23 protein-coding genes, 1 tRNA gene and 1 pseudogene are annotated in these 20,011 nt (G+C 42.2%); 7 read left to right on the top strand and 18 right to left on the bottom strand.

What is annotated here, in order from left to right; genetic code table 11:
* Nucleotides 1-164: 164 nt before the first annotated feature.
* The gene (gene dusB / locus KSMBR1_RS17725) at nt 165-1,133 is read right to left on the bottom strand and encodes a tRNA dihydrouridine synthase DusB (RefSeq protein WP_157820710.1); all 969 of its coding nucleotides are present in this window, start codon (nt 1,131-1,133) and stop codon (nt 165-167) included.
* Nucleotides 1,134-1,386: 253 nt separating this feature from the next.
* Here dusB and ubiE point away from each other — a divergent pair, with 253 nt between their 5' ends.
* Nucleotides 1,387-2,115, top strand: coding sequence for a bifunctional demethylmenaquinone methyltransferase/2-methoxy-6-polyprenyl-1,4-benzoquinol methylase UbiE (gene ubiE, locus KSMBR1_RS17720; RefSeq protein WP_099326517.1), 729 nt, complete (start codon nt 1,387-1,389; stop codon nt 2,113-2,115).
* Nucleotides 2,116-2,389: 274 nt separating this feature from the next.
* Nucleotides 2,390-2,463 (top strand) — tRNA-Gln (locus KSMBR1_RS17715).
* A gap of 325 nt (nt 2,464-2,788) precedes the next feature.
* Here the strand turns inward: KSMBR1_RS17715 and KSMBR1_RS17710 are convergent.
* The 7 genes from KSMBR1_RS17710 to KSMBR1_RS17680 all read right to left on the bottom strand — a co-directional run bounded on the left by KSMBR1_RS17710 (nt 2,789) and on the right by KSMBR1_RS17680 (nt 7,090).
* Nucleotides 2,789-3,085, bottom strand: coding sequence for a site-specific integrase (locus KSMBR1_RS17710; protein ID WP_099326516.1), 297 nt, complete (start codon nt 3,083-3,085; stop codon nt 2,789-2,791).
* A gap of 257 nt (nt 3,086-3,342) precedes the next feature.
* Nucleotides 3,343-4,032, bottom strand: coding sequence for a type II toxin-antitoxin system VapC family toxin (locus tag KSMBR1_RS17705; protein WP_099326515.1), 690 nt, complete (start codon nt 4,030-4,032; stop codon nt 3,343-3,345).
* A complete protein-coding gene (locus tag KSMBR1_RS17700; protein WP_099326514.1) occupies nt 4,029-4,235 on the bottom strand; it encodes a hypothetical protein in 207 nt (68 codons plus the stop codon). The genes KSMBR1_RS17705 and KSMBR1_RS17700 overlap by 4 nt, the downstream gene beginning before the upstream one ends.
* 164 nt (nt 4,236-4,399) lie before the next feature.
* The gene (locus tag KSMBR1_RS23675) at nt 4,400-4,708 is read right to left on the bottom strand and encodes a DUF2442 domain-containing protein (RefSeq protein ID WP_419470263.1); all 309 of its coding nucleotides are present in this window, start codon (nt 4,706-4,708) and stop codon (nt 4,400-4,402) included.
* A 501-nt stretch (nt 4,709-5,209) separates the two neighbouring features.
* Nucleotides 5,210-6,178 carry an HD-GYP domain-containing protein gene (locus KSMBR1_RS17690; protein ID WP_099326513.1) on the bottom strand — a complete coding sequence of 323 codons (969 nt, stop codon included), beginning with the start codon at nt 6,176-6,178 and terminating at the stop codon, nt 5,210-5,212.
* A 256-nt stretch (nt 6,179-6,434) separates the two neighbouring features.
* Entirely contained in the window at nt 6,435-6,824 is a 390-nt protein-coding gene (locus tag KSMBR1_RS17685; protein ID WP_099326512.1) for a chemotaxis protein CheW, read from the bottom strand.
* Nucleotides 6,825-6,868: 44 nt separating this feature from the next.
* A complete protein-coding gene (locus KSMBR1_RS17680; RefSeq protein ID WP_099326511.1) occupies nt 6,869-7,090 on the bottom strand; it encodes a chemotaxis protein CheW in 222 nt (73 codons plus the stop codon).
* A gap of 210 nt (nt 7,091-7,300) precedes the next feature.
* Here KSMBR1_RS17680 and KSMBR1_RS17675 point away from each other — a divergent pair.
* The 3 genes and pseudogenes from KSMBR1_RS17675 (at nt 7,301) to KSMBR1_RS17665 (ending at nt 10,168) form a co-directional block, all read left to right on the top strand.
* Nucleotides 7,301-7,526 (top strand): annotated as a pseudogene (locus KSMBR1_RS17675) (DUF433 domain-containing protein).
* 394 nt (nt 7,527-7,920) lie between these two features.
* Nucleotides 7,921-8,124, top strand: a complete 204-nt coding sequence (locus tag KSMBR1_RS23670; protein ID WP_420886532.1) for a DUF5615 family PIN-like protein — start codon at nt 7,921-7,923, stop codon at nt 8,122-8,124.
* Complete coding sequence (locus KSMBR1_RS17665) at nt 8,111-10,168, top strand: thioredoxin domain-containing protein (protein WP_172953496.1); 2,058 nt, start codon at nt 8,111-8,113, stop codon at nt 10,166-10,168. The genes KSMBR1_RS23670 and KSMBR1_RS17665 overlap by 14 nt, the downstream gene beginning before the upstream one ends.
* A gap of 315 nt (nt 10,169-10,483) precedes the next feature.
* Here the strand turns inward: KSMBR1_RS17665 and KSMBR1_RS17660 are convergent, their stop codons facing one another.
* Together KSMBR1_RS17660 and KSMBR1_RS17655 are read right to left on the bottom strand one after the other, a co-directional pair.
* On the bottom strand, nt 10,484-10,663 hold the full coding sequence (locus KSMBR1_RS17660) for a hypothetical protein (protein ID WP_099326509.1): 180 nt from the start codon (nt 10,661-10,663) through the stop codon (nt 10,484-10,486).
* Nucleotides 10,660-10,812, bottom strand: a complete 153-nt coding sequence (locus KSMBR1_RS17655; RefSeq protein WP_099326508.1) for a DUF433 domain-containing protein — start codon at nt 10,810-10,812, stop codon at nt 10,660-10,662. Before KSMBR1_RS17655 ends, KSMBR1_RS17660 begins: the two co-directional genes overlap by 4 nt.
* Nucleotides 10,813-10,951: 139 nt before the next feature.
* Between KSMBR1_RS17655 and KSMBR1_RS17650 the strand changes: the two genes are divergently transcribed.
* Together KSMBR1_RS17650 and KSMBR1_RS17645 are read left to right on the top strand one after the other, a co-directional pair.
* Nucleotides 10,952-11,485, top strand: coding sequence for a helix-turn-helix domain-containing protein (locus tag KSMBR1_RS17650; protein WP_099326507.1), 534 nt, complete (start codon nt 10,952-10,954; stop codon nt 11,483-11,485).
* Nucleotides 11,486-11,495: 10 nt separating this feature from the next.
* On the top strand, nt 11,496-12,023 hold the full coding sequence (locus KSMBR1_RS17645; protein ID WP_099326506.1) for an IS630 family transposase: 528 nt from the start codon (nt 11,496-11,498) through the stop codon (nt 12,021-12,023).
* On the opposite strand, the gene KSMBR1_RS23665 is transcribed toward KSMBR1_RS17645, so the two are convergent.
* From KSMBR1_RS23665 to KSMBR1_RS17605, 8 genes are all read right to left on the bottom strand, one after another.
* A complete protein-coding gene (locus KSMBR1_RS23665) occupies nt 11,951-12,130 on the bottom strand; it encodes a DUF433 domain-containing protein (RefSeq protein ID WP_099327110.1) in 180 nt (59 codons plus the stop codon). The two genes, KSMBR1_RS17645 and KSMBR1_RS23665, sit on opposite strands and share 73 nt — an antisense overlap.
* 26 nt (nt 12,131-12,156) lie before the next feature.
* Nucleotides 12,157-12,609 (bottom strand): hypothetical protein, encoded by a 453-nt coding sequence (locus tag KSMBR1_RS17635; protein ID WP_197705245.1) that lies wholly within the window; start codon nt 12,607-12,609, stop codon nt 12,157-12,159.
* A gap of 46 nt (nt 12,610-12,655) precedes the next feature.
* Nucleotides 12,656-14,407, bottom strand: coding sequence for a V-type ATP synthase subunit I (locus KSMBR1_RS17630; protein WP_099326505.1), 1,752 nt, complete (start codon nt 14,405-14,407; stop codon nt 12,656-12,658).
* Nucleotides 14,404-15,012 carry a V-type ATP synthase subunit D gene (locus tag KSMBR1_RS17625; protein WP_099326504.1) on the bottom strand — a complete coding sequence of 203 codons (609 nt, stop codon included), beginning with the start codon at nt 15,010-15,012 and terminating at the stop codon, nt 14,404-14,406. The genes KSMBR1_RS17630 and KSMBR1_RS17625 overlap by 4 nt, the downstream gene beginning before the upstream one ends.
* Nucleotides 15,013-15,611: 599 nt before the next feature.
* Nucleotides 15,612-16,925 carry a V-type ATP synthase subunit B gene (locus KSMBR1_RS17620; RefSeq protein WP_099326503.1) on the bottom strand — a complete coding sequence of 438 codons (1,314 nt, stop codon included), beginning with the start codon at nt 16,923-16,925 and terminating at the stop codon, nt 15,612-15,614.
* Nucleotides 16,906-18,675 carry a V-type ATP synthase subunit A gene (locus tag KSMBR1_RS17615; protein ID WP_099326502.1) on the bottom strand — a complete coding sequence of 590 codons (1,770 nt, stop codon included), beginning with the start codon at nt 18,673-18,675 and terminating at the stop codon, nt 16,906-16,908. The genes KSMBR1_RS17620 and KSMBR1_RS17615 overlap by 20 nt, the downstream gene beginning before the upstream one ends.
* Entirely contained in the window at nt 18,665-19,207 is a 543-nt protein-coding gene (locus tag KSMBR1_RS17610; RefSeq protein ID WP_099326501.1) for a DUF2764 family protein, read from the bottom strand. The genes KSMBR1_RS17615 and KSMBR1_RS17610 overlap by 11 nt, the downstream gene beginning before the upstream one ends.
* Complete coding sequence (locus KSMBR1_RS17605; RefSeq protein ID WP_099326500.1) at nt 19,208-19,840, bottom strand: hypothetical protein; 633 nt, start codon at nt 19,838-19,840, stop codon at nt 19,208-19,210.
* Nucleotides 19,841-20,011: the final 171 nt, after the last annotated feature.

Below are 20,011 nucleotides of genomic sequence, written 5' to 3'. Positions count from 1 at the left end.
GAAATAAATTCTGGAGTCCTCCCCCTTACCAGCTCCAAATGGGGAGAATGTCCCCCGCTGGCGGAGGTGCAGGGGGTGGATTCGTATTTAGCATTTCTGATTTTACTATTAAATATTTTGCCAAAAAGCGCAATGAAATTACTGATAAGGTACTAAACGTTAAATCACGCGGCTTCATACTTCGAATACCTGTTCAGATGCGCGGCAATGTACGAAATGATATCTTCCGCGCTTTTACTCCTTACTATATAAGGGCGTAATTCTGTAGCTTTTGGCAGACCCACAATATACTTCACCGCATGTTTTCGAAAAAGTACTACCCCAATAGCATGGCCGTAATATTCTTTCATACAATCCAAGTGATACCGGATCATTTCAATTTTCTCGCTACCCGAAATATTTTCTCTGTCTTTATATCGGAAAATCCATGGATGCCCGATTGCCGCCCTTCCAATCATTACCCCGTCACATGCCGTACGTTTTTTTATTTCTGCTATGTCTGCAACAGACCGCACGTCTCCATTCGCAATTACTGGAATTTTTACCGACTGTTTTACTTCAGCAATCGCATCCCAATCGGCGGCGCCTGAAAAATACTGAGACCTTGTACGGCCATGTACCGCAATGAGAGACGCTCCGTTTTCTTCCAGTATTCTGGCCACTTCAATATAATTTCGTGTTTTGTGATCCCACCCAAGACGAATTTTTCCAGTCACAGGTACTGATAAAGACCCGGTAAGATTATTAAACATTTTTGAGATCTTTGATGGATGTTTAAGCATCCCAGCCCCAGCACCCTTTCCGGCAATATCCGATACCGAACATCCCATATTGATATCAATAATATCAGGCCCCAATTGCTCTATTTTCTTACAGGCCTCTGTAATCTGGCATTCATCATTGCCAACCACCTGGAAGGTAACAGGCCGTTCTTCCTCTTTAAAATCAAGCAATTTAAACGTCTTTTTATTATTCCACACTATGCCAGACACGGAAACGACTTCCGTATAGCTCATAGACATGCCGAACCTGCGGCATATAAGCCTGTACGGCATATCAGAAAAACCGGCCATAGGCGCCAATATCAACTCGCCATATACGGGAATATTTCGTATGTAAAAACTCGGATTCATATTACAAAAAAACTGTAGCACTTTAGTTCTATGAAAAATAATAGGGATTGTACCCATATTTCAATAACTTTCCAAATAATTTAAATGTTTTATTTTGACTTATATTTTGCTATATTTCGTTAGCATTTAGTTACAAGCCGGACACGGACAAACAAGTTTATCCGTGCCAACCTGTTTTTAATCTGTGTAATCGTTCGACTGAGCTCACGACGAAGTCTGTGAAATCTGTGGTTCCTTTAAATTATCATAATCTATGGTCTCTCAATCTGAATTACTTACCAAAAAAAGCGAACACATCCAGCGTATGTTTGGCTCCATCGCCGGTGTTTATGATCTTTTGAATACGATATTAAGTTTTAATTTCGACAAGAGTTGGCGGAAGTTTGCCGTTAGAGTCAGCAACGTTACGCCGGACGCACAAATTTTGGATGTATGCACCGGAACCGGCGACCTTGCAATCGAATATTCTTTAAAACTGAATGACCGCGGCAAGGTGACAGGAAGCGATTTTTGCCGAGAAATGCTTGAGATAGCAAACAGAAAATTAAAAAAGAAACATGTATCAGATAAAATAAATATCTTATGTGCGGACACCCTCCACCTTCCTTTCCATGACAACTACTTCCAGGTATCCTCCGTGGCATTCGGGATAAGAAACGTTTCCGATTTAAAAGCGGGAATCAGTGAAATGGCAAGGATAACCGCTCCGGGCGGGCGGGTAGTCATCCTTGAATTTTCACAACCAACAAACACCTTTTTCCGGGAAATGTATTATCTTTATTTCAAAAAGATACTCCCTTTTATTGGTAAAATCATCTCAAAAAGCACGTGCAACGCCTATGCTTATTTACCATCGTCTGTGCTGAATTTTCCGGACAGATACGGACTAAAGGTACAGATGGAAGCATGCGGCCTTGTTGACGTGAAAATCTATGCCAGGACATTGGGGATTGTGACTATCCATGTGGGGAAAAAACCCTGATAACACTACAGCGACATTTTTATTTCACATGTAGGGTAGGCACTGCCTGTCGGAAATTGGGCTGTTACGAAGTACGATTTACGAGGTACGATTTAAAATCGTAAATCCAACAAGGCTGTTTTCATTTTATGAATCAATGCGCTTGACACATCATTAAAGATTATGTAATATCTCTACTTGTAATTTGCCGTATGAGTGATTAAGACGTTTTAGCTAAAGACAGTGTATTCCTGCCACTGTCTTTTCATTTCCTCAAAATACCCATCCAACGCACTGGGGAATAGTGTAACGGTAGCACAAGTGACTCTGGATCACTTTGTCGGGGTTCGAATCCCTGTTCCCCAGCCAATATTCACAATGACTTATGACTTGAATGGTATCTGTTAATTAATGGCAAAATAACTACCCCGGTGGGTTCGGGTTTGCAACCGGTTCGGCTGAGCTCACAACGAAGCCTGAACCCATGAGTTTATGCGGATAATGGGGACATGTACTGCGGTAAAATTACAATGCGCAAATCACAAAATTTCCGTTTGGAATTTGGAATTTATTTGCCTGTTGTTTTGCCAATAGAAGGCTGGATTGAAAGTATAAAACGTGGGGTTCTGGTTACAAATTTGGAACCATAGTTTTAATGTACGCTTACAACCCTCATCAACATAATAAGCTATGCTCACTGATGAACAACATCCCTGAGAGAGAGTGCTAAATTCGTGCTGGATTCATGATAGCTTTTTTCCAACAACCCAATAGCCTTTGTAAGATGTACCGGAGTAATATGAGCATAACGCATCGTCATCGTTGTGTTCTTGTATCCCATTAGTTCAGCAATGGTGTATATACCAACTCCTGCCTGCCTGTTCCATGACGCAAAACAATGTCTCAGGTCATGAAATCTGAAATCATCTATTCCGGCACATTCCAAGCTCTTTTTAAATACCTTGTACACATTTTTTGGATTGTACGGCATACCATTTTAATTTATAGGAAATGTGTTATTTTATAAATAACGTAATTATGAATTATAAGGTCTTGGGATTAATATATATTCACGTTATAACGCTGCTGTTGAGCCGTGAAACCCACAGCGGGCACATTGTAAACAAAACTACAAAATTTCTGAGGAAGATCCGAACTCTCATCTGTTGCCAAAACGGGTTTCATCGATTCCAACAGCCTGTTAGCAGTGATGCCTGACCCTGACCTACGAACTTTATTATAACAAACTCATTTACTTTCATTCGCTTCTATTAATCTGGCAACTTTATAACTACACTTTCGACACTCGCCGCGAAGGATTAAATCACCACTTTCAATGGTTCCTTTAAAATTTATGACGGTGGTAACCTCTGAACAATTACTGCACCATACATTCTCAAGCAATTCCTCCCTTATATTTTCCGGAATAGAATCCCAAAACTTCTTTGCCGGTTCTGTAAACTGACTTTCCGTATTATCTGCTTCCTTAAACTCAACCGGATTGAAGGTGTTAAAATATTCCGCCGCTACTTTTAATAGTCTTTGATCAGCGGCTATAAAATAAGAGACACGATAAAATTGGTTACCAGTAAGGGCAGTTGCTAATTGGAGCGCATCTAAGGTTCGGAAATTTTTGGCCGGAGCAATGTTATCCAGTAAGGAAATCGCAAACTTCTTTACCTCTGATGTTGTTTCCAGAACGTTTATCATTGTAAGATCATTTTCAAACTCTTTAAAAGCTTGCTGAACTGTTGATAAATCAATTTCCTTCATTCTTACTCGCTTCAGAAATGCAGAATGGAATTCTATTCTCGACAGTTCAGAAATTGTAATCACCAGGTCATCTTCATTTTGCTTAAGGAAATCGGTTAATTGTTCACTCCCATCTTCTTTATGATATAGCTTCACAAGAGCGCTGGCATCAATAAACAGATTCATCTGACTTTTCTCTCTCCAATTACGTCATCAGAAAGATTTCCTTTTATAGATTTTGTAAGCTGTTGAACTTTCTCAAAAGACATCCTTTCTAACTTGACCTTTGGAATAACTATCACTTTTACATCCAAATCACCACTAAAAGGGATATTGCTTAACTCCAAATGCCCTTTGATAATTCTGGTATCTGTAACAAACCGGTTCATATGATAATCCTTCCATAATAAATTTAGTAATCACTCTATTTGCCCTAATATAAGTCAAAATCACCCCTGATTAAATAAAAAAATCATTTGCCAGTTCTGTTGAAGATTCAGAAAAAATTAATGTGTGGGATGTTAGAAAAACTTTCCACTACCAACATAAAAGTTCAGCGACTGGTACGGCTTTTTGTGCCAGTCCGTTGTAGTGATTTGTTTGGCATTTTTTTAATTTTTATAGAATCTAAGTATAAAGTGTCTGGGCATATGTCCTGCTCATGCGGCCATACTACAACTTCATTCGCCGCCCTTACCTGTTTAAAATAAATTTTGTTTTTCAACTCAGTAAATACCCCGAAATTAAGCAAAGGGCTGCAATCATACACCCCAACTTCCCCATTGGAACATGAAAAGCTTATTGCGACAAAACAGAAGCCATGCTTTTGTCCAAAGTGCAAGAGTACCCATGTCAATTTCACCCTTCATGAATGCAGATACAGGAGATTGCCGAGATATTATAAGAGGAAAAGTCAGCGCAGGAGCAAGCTCTATAATCGGGGAGCGTTTAAGGAATTAGTAAATAGATATGGACTAATAGACCCGACAAAATATGTTCCTGCCAGACAACCTGTGAAAGCATAAGAAGAAGACTGTCGGAAAGCCGTGTGCGGGAAAATCGCATGCACGGTTTGAAGAGGGGGCAGACTTCGTCGTGAGCTCGGTCGAACGATGATAAGTATATGGCGGAGATATGGTGGCACTGGCGGGAAACCAGCCAGCAAACAGAGAAAACAAACTTCTGCCTAAGTTCTCGTCGTCTGTTTCTACTCTACTGGTTCCTCTTTCGTATTTCGCGCTTCATATTGTTGTATGTTTTATGCTTTGTCATTCGGATTTGTTTCGTATTTCGTACTTCGAATTTCGTATTTTTTATTTAGTGCTTGTTTGGTTCCAGCTTGTCCACCAAGGGGCATATTGCACTACCCACCCCTGCTCCCGAGAAAAGCGACAAAGCTTCTAAAATATACCTCGTCAAAATGGCCCTTCATATGCTCTTTCATCATTTGTAACGCAGGGAATGGTTTTCTCGCATCCGAATACGGCCTTTTGGTTGTTAACGCATCGTAAACATCTATTATCATTGCAATTTTTCCATAATCATGGATCTCGCCACCCCTCAAACCCATTGGATAACCCTGTCCATTAAGCTTTTCATGATGCTGCAAAATAGGAAAGAACGATTCTTCCCGAAGACCACCCAAACCCTTTAATATTTCATGTCCAAATTCCACATGTTTCTTTATCTCAATGTACTCAACCTCGCTCAGTTTTCCATTTTTGTTCAGTATATCAAGGTTAATCCGTGTCTTTCCTATATCATGAAGCAACAATCCTGTGCCAAAATCATTCATTTCTTTCTCATTAAGCCTTAAATATTTTGCAAATAAAAGACCAAGTACAGAGACGTCAACGCAATGAGTATAGGTATAATAATCATACGATACCATGTTTAACATGGTTGAAGTGGCGTCTTTGTTGTTCAGCACATATTCTACTGTGCCTGATACCCAGTTTTTTGACCTTTCAACATTATCTCCGGCACGCGGGTCGTTAAATATGTCAAACATAATGGATTTTGCCACATTATAAACCATTTCCGATTTAGTTTTCGTGTCAAGAGAAGGGTCATGAATTATCAGTTTTAAATGGGACTCCCTATGCCTCAAATATAACGTCTCTTCACATTGTTTTATAAAAAGATAGTTTATCTGATTATACTGAAGTTCTTTTATATTATGCTCATAAAGGGCGCTCTCACTGTTGCAATACAGTACGTAACGGATACCTTCGTCTGTGTGAGTTTTTATGTAAAGATTGCATCCGGCACAGGTATTAGGCTGTATTGTGTTTAAAGCTACCGGAATATATTCATTTGTCATAATAATCATTACCTCATGGTTGCTATACTTTCGTCATTTATAACTATTGAATTGTCTGTCAACAATTGTTCCGCATCCAATAGAATTAAATGGTTATTCGTAATTCCTTTATGTATTTTCGGACAAATTCCGTCATCGTCAGTGGCGCCGGTGTTATCTTGTGAGAAGGAATGGAGGTTAGGCGCTGTAAATAAATTAACGTCTCACTTTGAAGCCTTGATTGCATGTTTCCAGAGCATGAAATTGATCTACTTGATACCTTTATTTATTTACAGTGCCTTATTCCCGCAATTGAATCGACAACAATGCCAAACTCCATGGTTTCATTATGAATAATTATTACTTCGTTTAAATGGGAGATACCCTTTCCCTTTGGAATGTTAAATAATGCCTTTATGTCAATAACAGAAAATATCTGTCCTCGGACATTAATAATTCCCACTACATATTCAGGCACTCCAGGGATTGTTGTAATTCCTTTCAGTAAATACACTTCACAAACACAGTCTGCCGGGATGCCATATCTGTCCTGATCAATAAGAAATTCAACTATGGATACATAGTGTATTTCCCTCTGCCGGATTTCCGGCTCCCGCGCGAGTATTTTCGCCCTTTCTTTAAGAATTGTCTCTCGATCGTTCATTGTTTTAGTCATTGGTCAATTGTAGGGGCACAGTGCTCTGTGTTCCTACTATTTTTTTAATCTGTGAACTGTGGTTCCTTTTCTTTTAAGCGCAATCTCTTTCTTATATTTATTATCGGCAGTATCTTTCCCTGCACATTAATCACCTCTGAAATAATCTCAGGGACAGCAGGCAACGGGGTAATTGCAACAGCACGAATGATCCGCTCCAACGCTGTATGCCTTACCGCAAATCGCTGTTTTTCAATCGCAAAAACGACAAGATATTCACTATCCATTATTACCGTAACCTTATCTCTAAATAATAATTATGACGATCTTTACACCAAAAGGAGTTGTGGAGAAAAAGTATAACAATATTGTTGCCATTTTAATAAGTAATTTTTTCAAATAACAAAAATGAGAAAACAATGTATATTTATGCAGTTTATGTTTACAATGAAGATCAGACGAGATTTTTTACTACAATCATTATGGGAGGTTAATAAATGAAATTTACCCGCATTACTATTAATCCAAACCAGATGGGCGGCATTCCTTGTATTCGGGGGCTTCGTATACCTGTTGCAACAATTGTTGGTATGGTTGCTGATGGTATGTCTGAAGAAGAAATATTAAAGGCTTTTTCCAGACCTGGAACATGAGGATATTAAGGAATCATTGCGGTATGCCTCTGAAGCAGTGAGAGAGGGGAGCATTCCTGATTTTTTGTAACAGTTTAGATTTTTGGAAAACAAAAATGCTCGTTCCCAAGCTCCGGCTTGGGAACGTAATTGCGTTGGAAGCTCTAGCTTCCATTTAGCCGGCAAGCGAAGCTTCGTGTATTATTCGATTCAAAAGATGTTTCTAAATATCTTGGGTAACATACTGAAAAGCCTCCAAGCTGACATCATGGGTTCATTCCCTTTTCCATTCGAAGCTGGAGCTTCTCAAACAATCCCGTTCCCAAGCCGGAGCTTGGGAACGAGCGGTTTTTTTCATAGGACTAAAGTATTACAATTCTTTGTAAAAAAACAAAATGTGTGAAGATATACAAAAAATCGGGAATGCACCCGTGAGAGAGCGCGAAATTCCTTTGGTACTAACAAAATGAATTTTCTGATCGAAAATGCCCTTTCGCCTTTACTTGCCGATGGACTCCGCAATGCAGGGTATGATACTATCCATTGTACGTGAATATGGATTATCATTTGCCGATGACGTTACTATCCTTCGGCGAGCTACTAAAGAAAATCGAATACTCGTTTCAGCTGATACTGACTACCGTATTCATATTCGACAACTACCAATTACTGAAAATGAAAACAAATAAACCAAACCATCTTATACATGAGAAAAGCCCTTACCTGCAACAACATGCTTACAATCCTGTGGATTGGTATCCATGGGGCAAAGAAGCCTTTGAAAAGGCGAAAGCGGAAAGTAAAGTAATTTTTCTTTCTATTGGATATTCTACCTGCCACTGGTGTCACGTAATGGAGACCGAATCTTTTGAGGACGAAGAGGTAGCCAAAATATTAAACGAATATTACGTTGCAATAAAGGTGGATAGAGAAGAACGCCCCGATATTGATAACGTTTATATGACCGTTTGCCAGGCGATGACCGGTAGCGGCGGCTGGCCTCTCACGCTCTTTCTTACCTCTGAGGGGAAACCTTTTTACGCGGGCACATATTTCCCAAAAACCGAACGTTTAGGCAATCCGGGTTTAATCGCTCTACTGACGCAAATTGCCAATTTATGGAATACAAACAAGGAAAGCATCATTGCTTCCAGCTTGCAGGTAACAAAGCTCATAGATACCGAAACAGCTTCAAAAGGCGAAGAAAAACCCGACGTCCGGACACTAAAAACAGCCTATGAACAATTGAGTGACCGTTTTGATTCTCTGTACGGCGGTTTCGGAACATCACCAAAATTCCCCACACCACATAATTTCACATTTCTCCTCAGGTGGTGGAAACGCAGCAACAACGCATTCGCCCTGGAAATGGTTGAGAAGTCTCTTGAATTAATGGCAAGAGGCGGCATCCATGACCATTTAGGCGGCGGGTTTCACAGGTATTCCACCGATGAATACTGGTTAACGCCTCATTTCGAAAAAATGCTGTATGACCAGGCATTACTTGCCATTTCGTATATCGAAACCTATCAGGCGACCAAAAAAGATCTTTATTCAGCAATAGCAAAGGATATTTTTGATTATGTATTACGCGACATGACGTCGCCCGAAGGCGGTTTTTATTCCGCAGAAGATGCCGACAGCGAGGGCATTGAGGGGAAATTTTACGTATGGAAACCGGAAGAAATCAAAGAAGCCCTCGGGGAAAAGGATGGAAACATCTTTTGTGATTTTTATGACGTGTCGGACATTGGCAATTTTGAAGATAAAAATATATTGCACGCAGACAAACCACTGCATATTGCAGCTAAACTGGAAAATATGTCGCCGGATGCCCTTGAAAAACGGCTTGCCAATAGCCGCAAAAAACTACTTTCAATACGGGAAAAACGTATTAAGCCCCATAAAGACACGAAGATTATCACCTCATGGAATGGTCTTATGATTTCCGCCTTATCCAGGGGCGCACAGGCTATGGATGAACCAAAATACACAAACGTCGCAATGTGCGCCGCCGACTTTATACTGAATACGCTATTGCAGGAAAACAAGATATTACTCCGGCGTTATTGCCAGGGAGAATCCGCAATAGCGGGGTTTCTTGACGATTACGCATTTTTCGTGAACGGGTTAATCGACCTTTATGAAGCGACTTTTCAGGAAAAATATCTTCAGGCAGCTTTACAGATTAATGAAGAAATGATCAAAAACTTTTTAGATGAAAATGAAGGCGGGTTTTTCTTAAGCGGCAAGTCAAACGAAAAACTCTTCACACAAACTAAAGATATTTATGATGGCGCTACTCCCTCGGGAAATTCTATCGCATTGCTCAATCTATTGCGATTAGGAAGGATTACCGGAAACCCTTCTTATGAAGCGTTAGCGGATAATCTTATAAAGACATTTTCCGGCACCATCCTCCAGTATCCTTCCGGATATACACAATTCATGTGCGCCCTTGACTTTGCATTAGGTCCCACAAAAGAAATTATCGTTGCGGGAGAACGTGAAGGGAATGATACAAAAGATATTCTCAGGGAAATAAGAAGCCGTTTTTTACCAAACAAAGTATTGCTTCTTCACCCCTCAAACGGCATATTTATTGAGGAAATAGCACCTTATACAAAAGAACTAATTCCCATAGAAGGCCGGTCAACCGTCTATATGTGCGAGAATTATTCCTGTAAAAAACCCGTATCCGATAAAAACGCAGTCATACAACTTTTGGAATAACAACAGAATTTGTAACACTTTGTAACAGTTTAGATTTTTGAAAAATTCATGGGATAGAAAAAATACCATGTAGCCCCGTTAGGGGCGGTCTGTTTGTAGCGCAATAAAATTCAATAGGATAAATAGCTCCATAGGAGCGGCCTGTCCGTATTCAGGCAAACCTGTTTAATATGGATTTACAAGAGACAGGTCGCTCCTAATTGTAGAGACAGGTTTCAAACCTGTCTCTACGATCTGTTATAATATCCTATTTTGCTACAAACAGGCTGCTCCTACGGAGCTTATAGGTAATACGTTTTTCAAAAGACTGAAATGTTACCATAAATTAATAAGCTTTTTACAAAAAATCGGGAATGCACCCCTTATCGTAACATACTTGCCATGCCAGCTCTGCTCTTTTGTATCGATTACGTCAATGCCTCGCTCTCTTAAAAAAGGAAGTACCTTTGGGGAAATATTTTCATCTGTGAGAATCCTTATTTCACAGAATTTCATTGGTTAGTTTCCAACTCCAGGTAAATTTCATTTTTACAAGACCGGGCTGCATAGCATAAGCAGGCGTGAATATCCTCAACGGTTAAATGGGGATAATCCTTCAATATTTCTTCTTCGGACACATCGGATGCTAATATATAACTGCGCATAATTAAACAGACATCATTTCTTCGTAAGCCATATTTCACGGTGCTTGCATGGAAATGAATATTGACAACGAAATAAAAAAGGGTTACATTATGGCCTCTTGTGCGTATAAATAATAATACATTACAAAACGGAGGCCTTATGCAAGCCTTGAAAGCAAAGGGGAATCGGCAAACGATTAAGAAGTTAGTCGCGTTGAAAAAATCAGCTCAGGAAGATTCTGCGTATCGAATGGCAACGCGATTGCATGCGGTTATTCTTAACCTGGAAGGCCGCCCACCCGGAGACGTTGCGGAGATTTTAAAAGTAAACCGCACCAATGTTCCAGCATGGATTCGCGCGTGGAATCAATACGGAATTGACGGCTTATTACAGGGACACCGCTGCGGGCGACCAGCCGGACTAAGTCTGGATGAAAAAGAAAGACTCCTTGATATTATTGAGAGCGGCCCCATCGCTTATGGCTATGATACTGGGGTGTGGACATCCGTAATCATTGCAAAGACAATCGAAAATGAGTTTGGCCTCGAATATCATCCGGGACATGTGCGGAAGCTCTTGAAGCAGATTGGAATTTCTTTCCAGCGCCCAACCTATCGATTAGTAAAGGCCGATCCTGTCGCTCGTAACAAGTGGACCCGGTACACTTACCCCACATTAAAAAAAAGCCGCTGAAGAAAAAGCGCTGATTGTTTTTGAAGACGAAGCGTCGTTCCGCCAAAGTCCCACACTCCATGCCACGTGGGCGCCACGACATGTTCAGCCAGAAGTTTTGTCCGGTGGGCAACGCAATACCCAGAAAATATTCGGGGCGGTTGCTGTGCTTACCGGACAATCTTTATTCCGCCGCAGGGAAGCCCAATTCAATCATGAAACCTACGTTGAGTTCCTGGAGGATATGACAAAGTTTTTTTTCAGGCGAGGCCACCGCATTTACTTTATCCAGGATAATGCGTCATACCACAAGCATCCCACCACGTACGAATGGTTCTCTAAAAACCGGAAATACACGGAAGTGTTTAATTTGCCACCTTATTCTCCAGACTTTAACGCGCAGGAAAAGCTCTGGAAATATACACGCAAACAAGCAACTCATAATCGGTATCATGAAACAGAAACCGACCTCTGCGCCGCACTAACTCACACTTTCGATACCATGCAAAATAATCCAGAGTTGATCATCCCTTTAGTGGCGCAGTTCTGCAGTCCATAATGTCTGTTTAATATTGCGCAGTTATATAGATCAAGGATAAACTCTACCGTAATCCTTGTTCCTTTAATGATTGGCTTTCCACCAAGTATCTTTGGATTTACTGTGATTCTTCCATAGTTTCTCTTCTGACTACTTAAACAAGCGTTTTACCTATAAAAACCAGAACAAACAAGGCAACTGTCTCAATGACCCCGAGGGCCATAAGATAGTTACCGAATCCCTGCCCTGTCTCCGCCAGTGCGTCGGATGCCCCTGCACCTGCACGCCCCTGCATCCATGCAGAAAGCCCCATTGCAAAACCTCCCAGAAACCCAGCCCCCAGCAAGACTGGAAATGCCGCACCTGTGACAGCGGCCTTCATTATATTTCCCATCAAAATCATGCCGTAAATAGTCTGGGATAATGGCGCCCCCACAAATGCAACCAGCATAAACGGAGCAGACTTATTCTGGGCATAGCACTTTTTCCATCCACCGATAGCTGCTGCCCCTGCCGCTCCCGTCCCAAGGCATGACCCTATCGCCGCCATAACAAGCGCCACCATCGCACCCAATCTACCAATAGAAATAACTGTATTCGAATCCATTGCCATAAGCACTCCTTTCTTGTCTGTTTATAAAAGCTCCATGATTTTATCTTCTTTGTTTTCTTGAAAACGGGGTATAGGGAATACCTTTCCATTGCACTCCCACATGGCCGGAAAATTCTAACGTATTCAACCGCACGCCATGCACCAGGATGCCCAGCGCCATAAGTGCAACATTAAGCCCGTGTCCCAGGAAAAGAATCAATGCCGCGATGAATCCTGCAAAAACGCTGCTGATTCCCTTTCCCAATGCCATTTCGTTAAAACTCATTGCTACGGCGAGCGAAGCGCTGCCAACGGCAAAAAGACGGATGTAAGAGATAACATCAACGAAGTTACTGATTACATTAAGAGGAAACATCATAAGGTCAGGCCAGTCTTTTTTTATTTTTTTTGGAGAAGTGGTAAAGAGAACCACGCAACCTAATGAGGCAAACAGCAAATAGTAACCCCACGCGGGAAACGCTGTATCAAGGATCATTGTGCGTGCAGTGATATACATCAACCATGTCATACCTATCCATCCAATCTGTGCAATAGCCCTCGGACTATTCATTATTCTCATTGCATTCCATGCATGCGCAACTGTCAGGTGGATAGCTCCAATCATAAAACAGAGGTGCATTATATTCTTTTCATTATTAAGCCACTCTATATGCAACATTTTTAATGAGGCGGGAATATTGCTTGCGCCAAAATAATTTCCCGTCAGAATCCCCCATACTATCGTGCATACGCTGAGAATACCCAACAGGAAAAACGGGGCAGGCGGCGCTTTAGAAAAAATCCTTCTTGCTACAATGGTTATAACCAGAAAAAGGGCGCCGTATCCGGCGTCGCCTATCAATAGCGCGGAAAATACACTGATAAAGATCAGAAAGACGCCGCTTATATCCTTTTCCCTATAACCTGGCAGTATATTAATCATGTCGAATATTGTCCTGACAGGCTCCACCCACTTTGGATTCCGTATAAGGGTAGGCACGTCATCCTCCGCTGACGGATCGGCAATAACGGAACCACAGCCTTGCAGCGCAGGAGCTTTCAGGATTTCCGCCACCTTGTCTGCGGGACAAAACCCCTGAAGATAGACAATATCTTCCGCGCTTCCCATGCCTGCCTTTACTTCCAAAAGGTGTATCTTTTCTTTCGTCATCAGAAGAGCTTCGTTCATTACATGCCATTCGCCTCCCAATCGCTCAAATTCCCTGGTAATTGATTTCAACTCTTCTTCGGCGTTAATAAGAGCCGCCTCTACTTCTGCCAGAGATTTCCCGGTGACATGAAATTCTTCATAATCGCACCGGAAATCACCATCTCCGGCAATTACAAAATAAACAAAATTCTTATCTTTATTAACAATGAATAAGAATGTATCCTCTGGCGCTATAACAGGCTGGTGAGAGGGGGAACGAAAAAGACGAATGTTTATTCCCTCTTTTGTCAGTGAAGCAACAAGCGCAGGGTCAAAATTCCCATAGGGCTGCACCCGTTGTTTTTCGTAGTTCAATTTTTCACATACCTCTTCCTGTTCTTTACGGCGTTGAACAAGTTTCTCAACTTTTTCAAGCGTACTTTGTGCCGCATCGCCGGACGGTCTATCCTCTGTATTCAAAGGTATCATGCCGATCGCCCTCTGCAGCCTCCCGTAATATTCCTTTTCCTTTTTCAGTTCACGACAAACAGGCTGTTTCATATGAGTGACGTGCAATACACCCAATTCATATAATGCATTCAGCACCATTTCCTGGTCATCCTTCAGGCATAAGAGTGTAATCTTCTTCATTGGTGTTATCATGCACCCGTCCTTACATTCTGAAATTTGCGTTTCGCCATTTTTGCCCTAACCACGGCCGCTGTTTGTTCGTCCGCAAGATAAATTCTGATTTTTCTTATATTTTCTATACATTCAGGGATTTTCACCTTTTCAAACAGATTCACACGCTGCGAGGTCACGCGAAGCTCATCCGACAGTAGTTCCTTTTGCCGTTCATAAATATTCATCTCTATACGAAGTTTTATCAAACGCTCCAGCACATCAATCCCATCGTCAACCCATGGGGGAGTGGCATAAAAATCTACAGGGTTGCGCTCGTATTCCACTTTGTCAAATACCGGAATACTAACCCCGGCAATATTGCCAATGCTGCATTTCACTTCCTTAACTCTGATATAAAAGCCGATATCAATATCTTCTGCAAACAAACATATCCATGCGTCAAGGTCATCATCCCATATACGTTTCTCCTCTTTTTTCTGTTCCGCTATAAGATGATCTATCTTCCTGACTTCAATCTGAAGCTGCATTTTCTTCAGCTCCAGTGTAGGGAGATAACGTTTATAACGACGTAAGGCGTCACGCTGGGCTTTGAGTTCATTTTTTGTAAATTTAACCTTCGACATAATTATTTATTGTTAGTCTGTAACAATTTGTATTAGTTTGGCTTTTCAAAAAGATATTCACGTGTACCTTGTTATATAACAGGAATAAAACATTTGTCCTCAGTACTCAGTACTCAATAGGAAAGGGAGCATTCCTGATTTTTTGTAACAGTTTAGATTTTTGAAAAACAAAAATGCTCGTTCCCAAGCTCCGGCTTGGGAACGTAATTGCGTTGGAAGCTCTAGCTTCCATTTAGCCGGCAAGCGAAGCTTCGTGTATTATTCGATTCAAAAGAGGTTTCCAAATATCTTGGATAACATACTGAAAAGCCTCCAAACTAACATCATGGGTTCATTCCCTTTTCCATTCGAAGCTGGAGCTTCTCAAACAAACCCGTTCCCAAGCCGGAGCTTGGGAACGAGCGGTTTTTTTCATAGGACTAAAGTATTACAATTCTTTGTAAAAAAACAAAATGTGTGAAGATATACAAAAAATCGAGAATGCACCCGTCCTCAATCAACAATCTGTAATTTTGCCTATTGCCGGCTGTACAGTATCCCACATAATATAAGGGGTAAAGGGGTTGTTAATCTCAGTTTATTGAGAAGTTACGATAATATTATGAAGCACCAATGCGTGCGGCAGCCGGCCAGAATTTTTCAATCAACCTTGTTGTAATACCCGTTTCAGCAGGCTGAAAGCAATCTGCAAGTATTTGCCACCCAAGGTTAAGGGCTTGTTCCAAAGGGATATTGACATTCAAATCCATCATTTCGCGTTCAAAACGTTCGCCATATTTCAACAACTTGTTGTCCCATGCGCTCATCCGGAATCCCATGGACTGTTTTTCGATACTTTCTTTATACCTGGCATATATCTGTATCATGGAGTCCATAATGGCGCGATGGTCTTCGCGTGTTTTGTTATTAACATGTTGTTTGAGGCGGCTCAGCGAACCAAAAGGCTCTATCCTTCCGTTCTTCAGATAAAACTGCCCTTCGGTAATGTAGCCGGTATTGTCCGGTATCGGATGCGTAACATCGTCGCCCGGCATTGTCGTCACGGCAAGGATGGTGATAGACCCTGCGCCCTCGAAATTGACCGCCTTCTCGTATCGCGATGCAAGCTGACTGTACAGGTCGCCTGGGTAGCCCCGGTTTGAAGGTATCTGTTCCATCGTATTTGCGATTTCTTTAATAGAATCGGCAAAATTTGTCATGTCAGTCAGTAAGACCAGCACCCGTTTCCCCTGCAAGGCAAACTGTTCTGCAACCGCAAGGCACAAATCCGGCACAAGAATACACTCAACCGTGGGATCAGCCGCCGTGTGAATAAAAAGTATCGACCTTGTTATAGCGCCGCTTTTCTCCAGAATATCTCTGAAAAAAAGATAATCATCATATTTAAGCCCCATTCCGCCAAGTATGATGATATCCACTTTTGCCTGCAGCGCAATCCTCGCCAGCAGGGGATTGTATGGTTCTCCGGCAATGGAAAATATCGGGAGTTTTTGTGATTCCACAAGGGTATTAAATACGTCAATCATTGGGATTCCTGTTTGTATCATATTTTCAGGAATTATACGTTTAACAGGGTTTACCGAAGGCCCGCCGATATCAATCAGATTTTCAGTAATTGCCGGTCCCTTATCGCGCGGTTCTCCACTTCCGGTAAAGATACGTCCGAGCAGGAATTTAGAAAACGGCGTTTTCATCGAATGTCCCAGAAAATTAATCTCGGCGTTTGTGGACATTCCCCTAGTTCCCGCAAGGACTTGCAGTGACACCCTGTCACCTTCAAGCCTGATAACCTGGGCAATGGAACTACCTTCCGCTGTTGTTATTTTTGCCAGTTCTCCATAGGAAACGTCTTCGGCAATAACAGTGATAACGTTCCCGACAATTTGTTCAATTTTATTGTATATCCTGCGCACTTTCCCCCCCGAGCATTTTGTCCAATTCCGTTTCGATCGCCTGAAATTCATCAGACTCCATGGCGGTATAATTCCAATCTCTTGTTTTTTGTGTCAGCGTATGGAAAAAAGCCCTCGCTGCATCTTTGCCGGCAAACGACATTTTCGCGCCAAGTATTTTTACCATCTTGCCAAATGTATATTTTTGCCTTTCGCCCGAAGATGCCACGTCCACGACATGAAACGCATTTTGCTGCATGTAGGCAGCGTCAAGGTACTCGCTTTTCAGGTAAGTGATAAAGTCATCAATAGACGTGCCTTCTTCGCCCACCACCTTCATCATCTGTGCAATATCATTGCCGTCTCTGAGGATTTTTAGCGCCAACAGCAGGTATTCCGCCTGAACAATACCATTGTACTTGCTCCAGCTTTCAAGGGGATGAATGGAGGGGTATCTTCTCGCATCTGAACGTTCTTTTGACAACCCATGAAATGCACCGACTACTTTGAGAGTTGCCTGCGTAACCGGCTCGTCAAAATTTCCGCCGGCGGGGCTGACAGTGCCGCCTATGGTAACAGACCCCACAGATCCGTCATGCAGTCTCACTATCGCCGCGCGTTCATAAAATGCGGCAATAACAGACTCAAGATAGGCGGGGTATGCTTCATCGCCCGGTATTTCTTCCATACGCCCCGATACTTCCCGAAGCGCCTGCGCCCACCGTGATGTGGAATCCGCCAGCAGCAATACGTGCAATCCCATCTGCCGGTAATATTCCGCCAGCGTCACCCCAGTATATACAGAAGCCTCGCGGGCTGCCACAGGCATTGAACTGGTGTTGCAAATAATCACCGTTCGTTCCATAAGACTTTTTCCTGTTCGTGGGTCGGTAATCCGCGGAAATTCACGAAGCGTTTCCACCACTTCCCCAGCCCTTTCTCCGCATGCGGCGACAACAACAATATCAGCATCCGCATTTCTGCTTATAAGCTGCTGCAACACCGTCTTGCCCGCGCCAAAAGGACCTGGAACACAAAACGTCCCCCCCTTTGCCGCCGGAAAAAACGTGTCAAGAATTCTGATCTTTGTCATAAGGGTTTCCGTAGGCATCAGCCGTTCACTGTAACATTTCAGGGGTACTTTAACCGGCCACTTCTGAACCATAGTCACCTTTACGAGCGCTCCTTTACTATCCTTTAGCTCCGCTATTGTCTCATCCACCCGGTATGAGCCATGCCCCGCGACCCATTCAACGCAATATCTGCCGCGGAGCGAAAAAGGCACCATGATGCGGTGAGAAAAAATCCCTTCAGGCACAGTGCCAATGGAGTCGCCGGCTCTTAGCACATCTCCTTTTTTTACGACAGGTGTAAATTTCCATTCCTTATCCCTCGGAATGGCGTCCATGTATACCCCACGTTTTAAAAAGAAACCGCACTCTCTTGCAAGTTCAGGAAGAGGATTTTGAAGACCGTCAAAAATTTGTGTAAGCAAACCGGGTCCCAGCTCTGCCGCCAGTAGTTCTCCTGAAAAATCAACATGCCCCCCTACTTTCAACCATCTCGGATCTTCCAGTATCTGCACGTCGGCATAACGGCCCCTTATCCGTATAACCTCCGCCTTCAGACGTACATCTTCCAGCATAATGTAAGCCAGTTCATTCTGCCTTAACATTCCATAAAATTCTACGGTTATCATATTGCCGTTTATGCCTACAATTCTTCCGCAGTGGCAATTTGCACTTTCAATGCTTCCGCATTTACATCCCATAGCATATTTCCCCGGAATTAGTCACAATGAGTTTTTCCAACACTTCACGCCCCTTTTCATCATTCAATGATTTCCACCTCATTATCAATTTCAGCTTAATCACATAAGAAAAAATGGATGACATGCCGAAAAAATCAGCCCTTGCCATATCATCAAGGAGTTTCCATCGATATTTGTCCAAAGCACGTTCTTTATCGAGGGGATTGTGTTTGCTGAGCGCCTCTGCAACAATCTTCGCAGCATTTATGTCAATCTTCTTATCTCCCCGCAGGAACTGATGTGAATCGATATTTAATCTTGCAGATCTAGCCGCAGCAAGGGCATTTTTCAACTGATTTTCAGCGTAAAGCCATTTCCTGACAAATGCATGCCGTGCGGATTCTGGCCGCCCGTCTATAACGTATTCGAGATCCTTCCTGTCCTGAGAAGCAAGCATATTTTTGCATGACTCAAAGAATTCCCTGGGGGTGAATGAAACATCACCCTCTAAAGTAAGCGGAATAAGGCTTGCGACCAGATAATAATAGGCCATTCAATCCTCCTTCGCAATGTCATTTGCAACGCGGTGAATAATCCCGGCAAGGTGTGGTTTTAGAAAATAACAAATAGCATCAGCAATCGCTTCCTGTGTAAAATCGTGAAATACGGCGTCAGATTTCATCGACACTTTAAATCCTTTGATTATTTTATCATCAACATGTATTTCTATTCCTTCCCGAAACTGTTCCCGGTATTTTTCCATAAACAATTTTACCACCGTTTTTTGATCTTCCGGACTAAGCAGCATATTGATCCTGCCTTCCGCAAACCCCTTTTCTGCATATGCAGACGCCAGCTTTATCATCATCTGAATAAGGGTATCAGGTGAAAGCGCCTCGCCTACAGAATGAAAGGCTATTTCTCTAAACAGGGTATCAATGCCTTTGCCTACGGTTATTAGAACATCTCTTCCCGCATGTGCTATAGTTTTGGCGCCATGCTCGGCAAACAACCTGGCGTCAAGCTCCGCCTTTTCAAGCATTTCTTTTGCCTTCATTTCCGCTTCTTTTACTATCCCGGCAGCTTTTTCTCTGGCGTCTGAGATGATCCTCATTGCCTCTTTATCCGCTTTATCAATACCTTCTTTTTGTATTCGGTTCAGCAGGTTCTGTAAATTTTGTTCCATACGATAGATTCCTTAATGATGGAGAATACTATTTCTTTAAAGGTGTGTGTTATAACTTTTTTTCCTCCGTCGAAACAGTCACGGCTCTTGTAACAATTTATGCTTTGACAAAGCAGGGACGAAGGATGTGGATCCTTGAGCAGTATTTGACTATTTCAAATGCTTCACCCC

The sequence above is a fragment of the Candidatus Kuenenia stuttgartiensis genome (genome assembly GCF_900232105.1).
Taxonomy (GTDB): Bacteria; Planctomycetota; Brocadiia; order Brocadiales; family Brocadiaceae; genus Kuenenia; species Kuenenia stuttgartiensis_A.
Note: the sequence above shows the minus strand (reverse complement) of the source record. Positions and strands in the feature narration are given on the sequence as shown.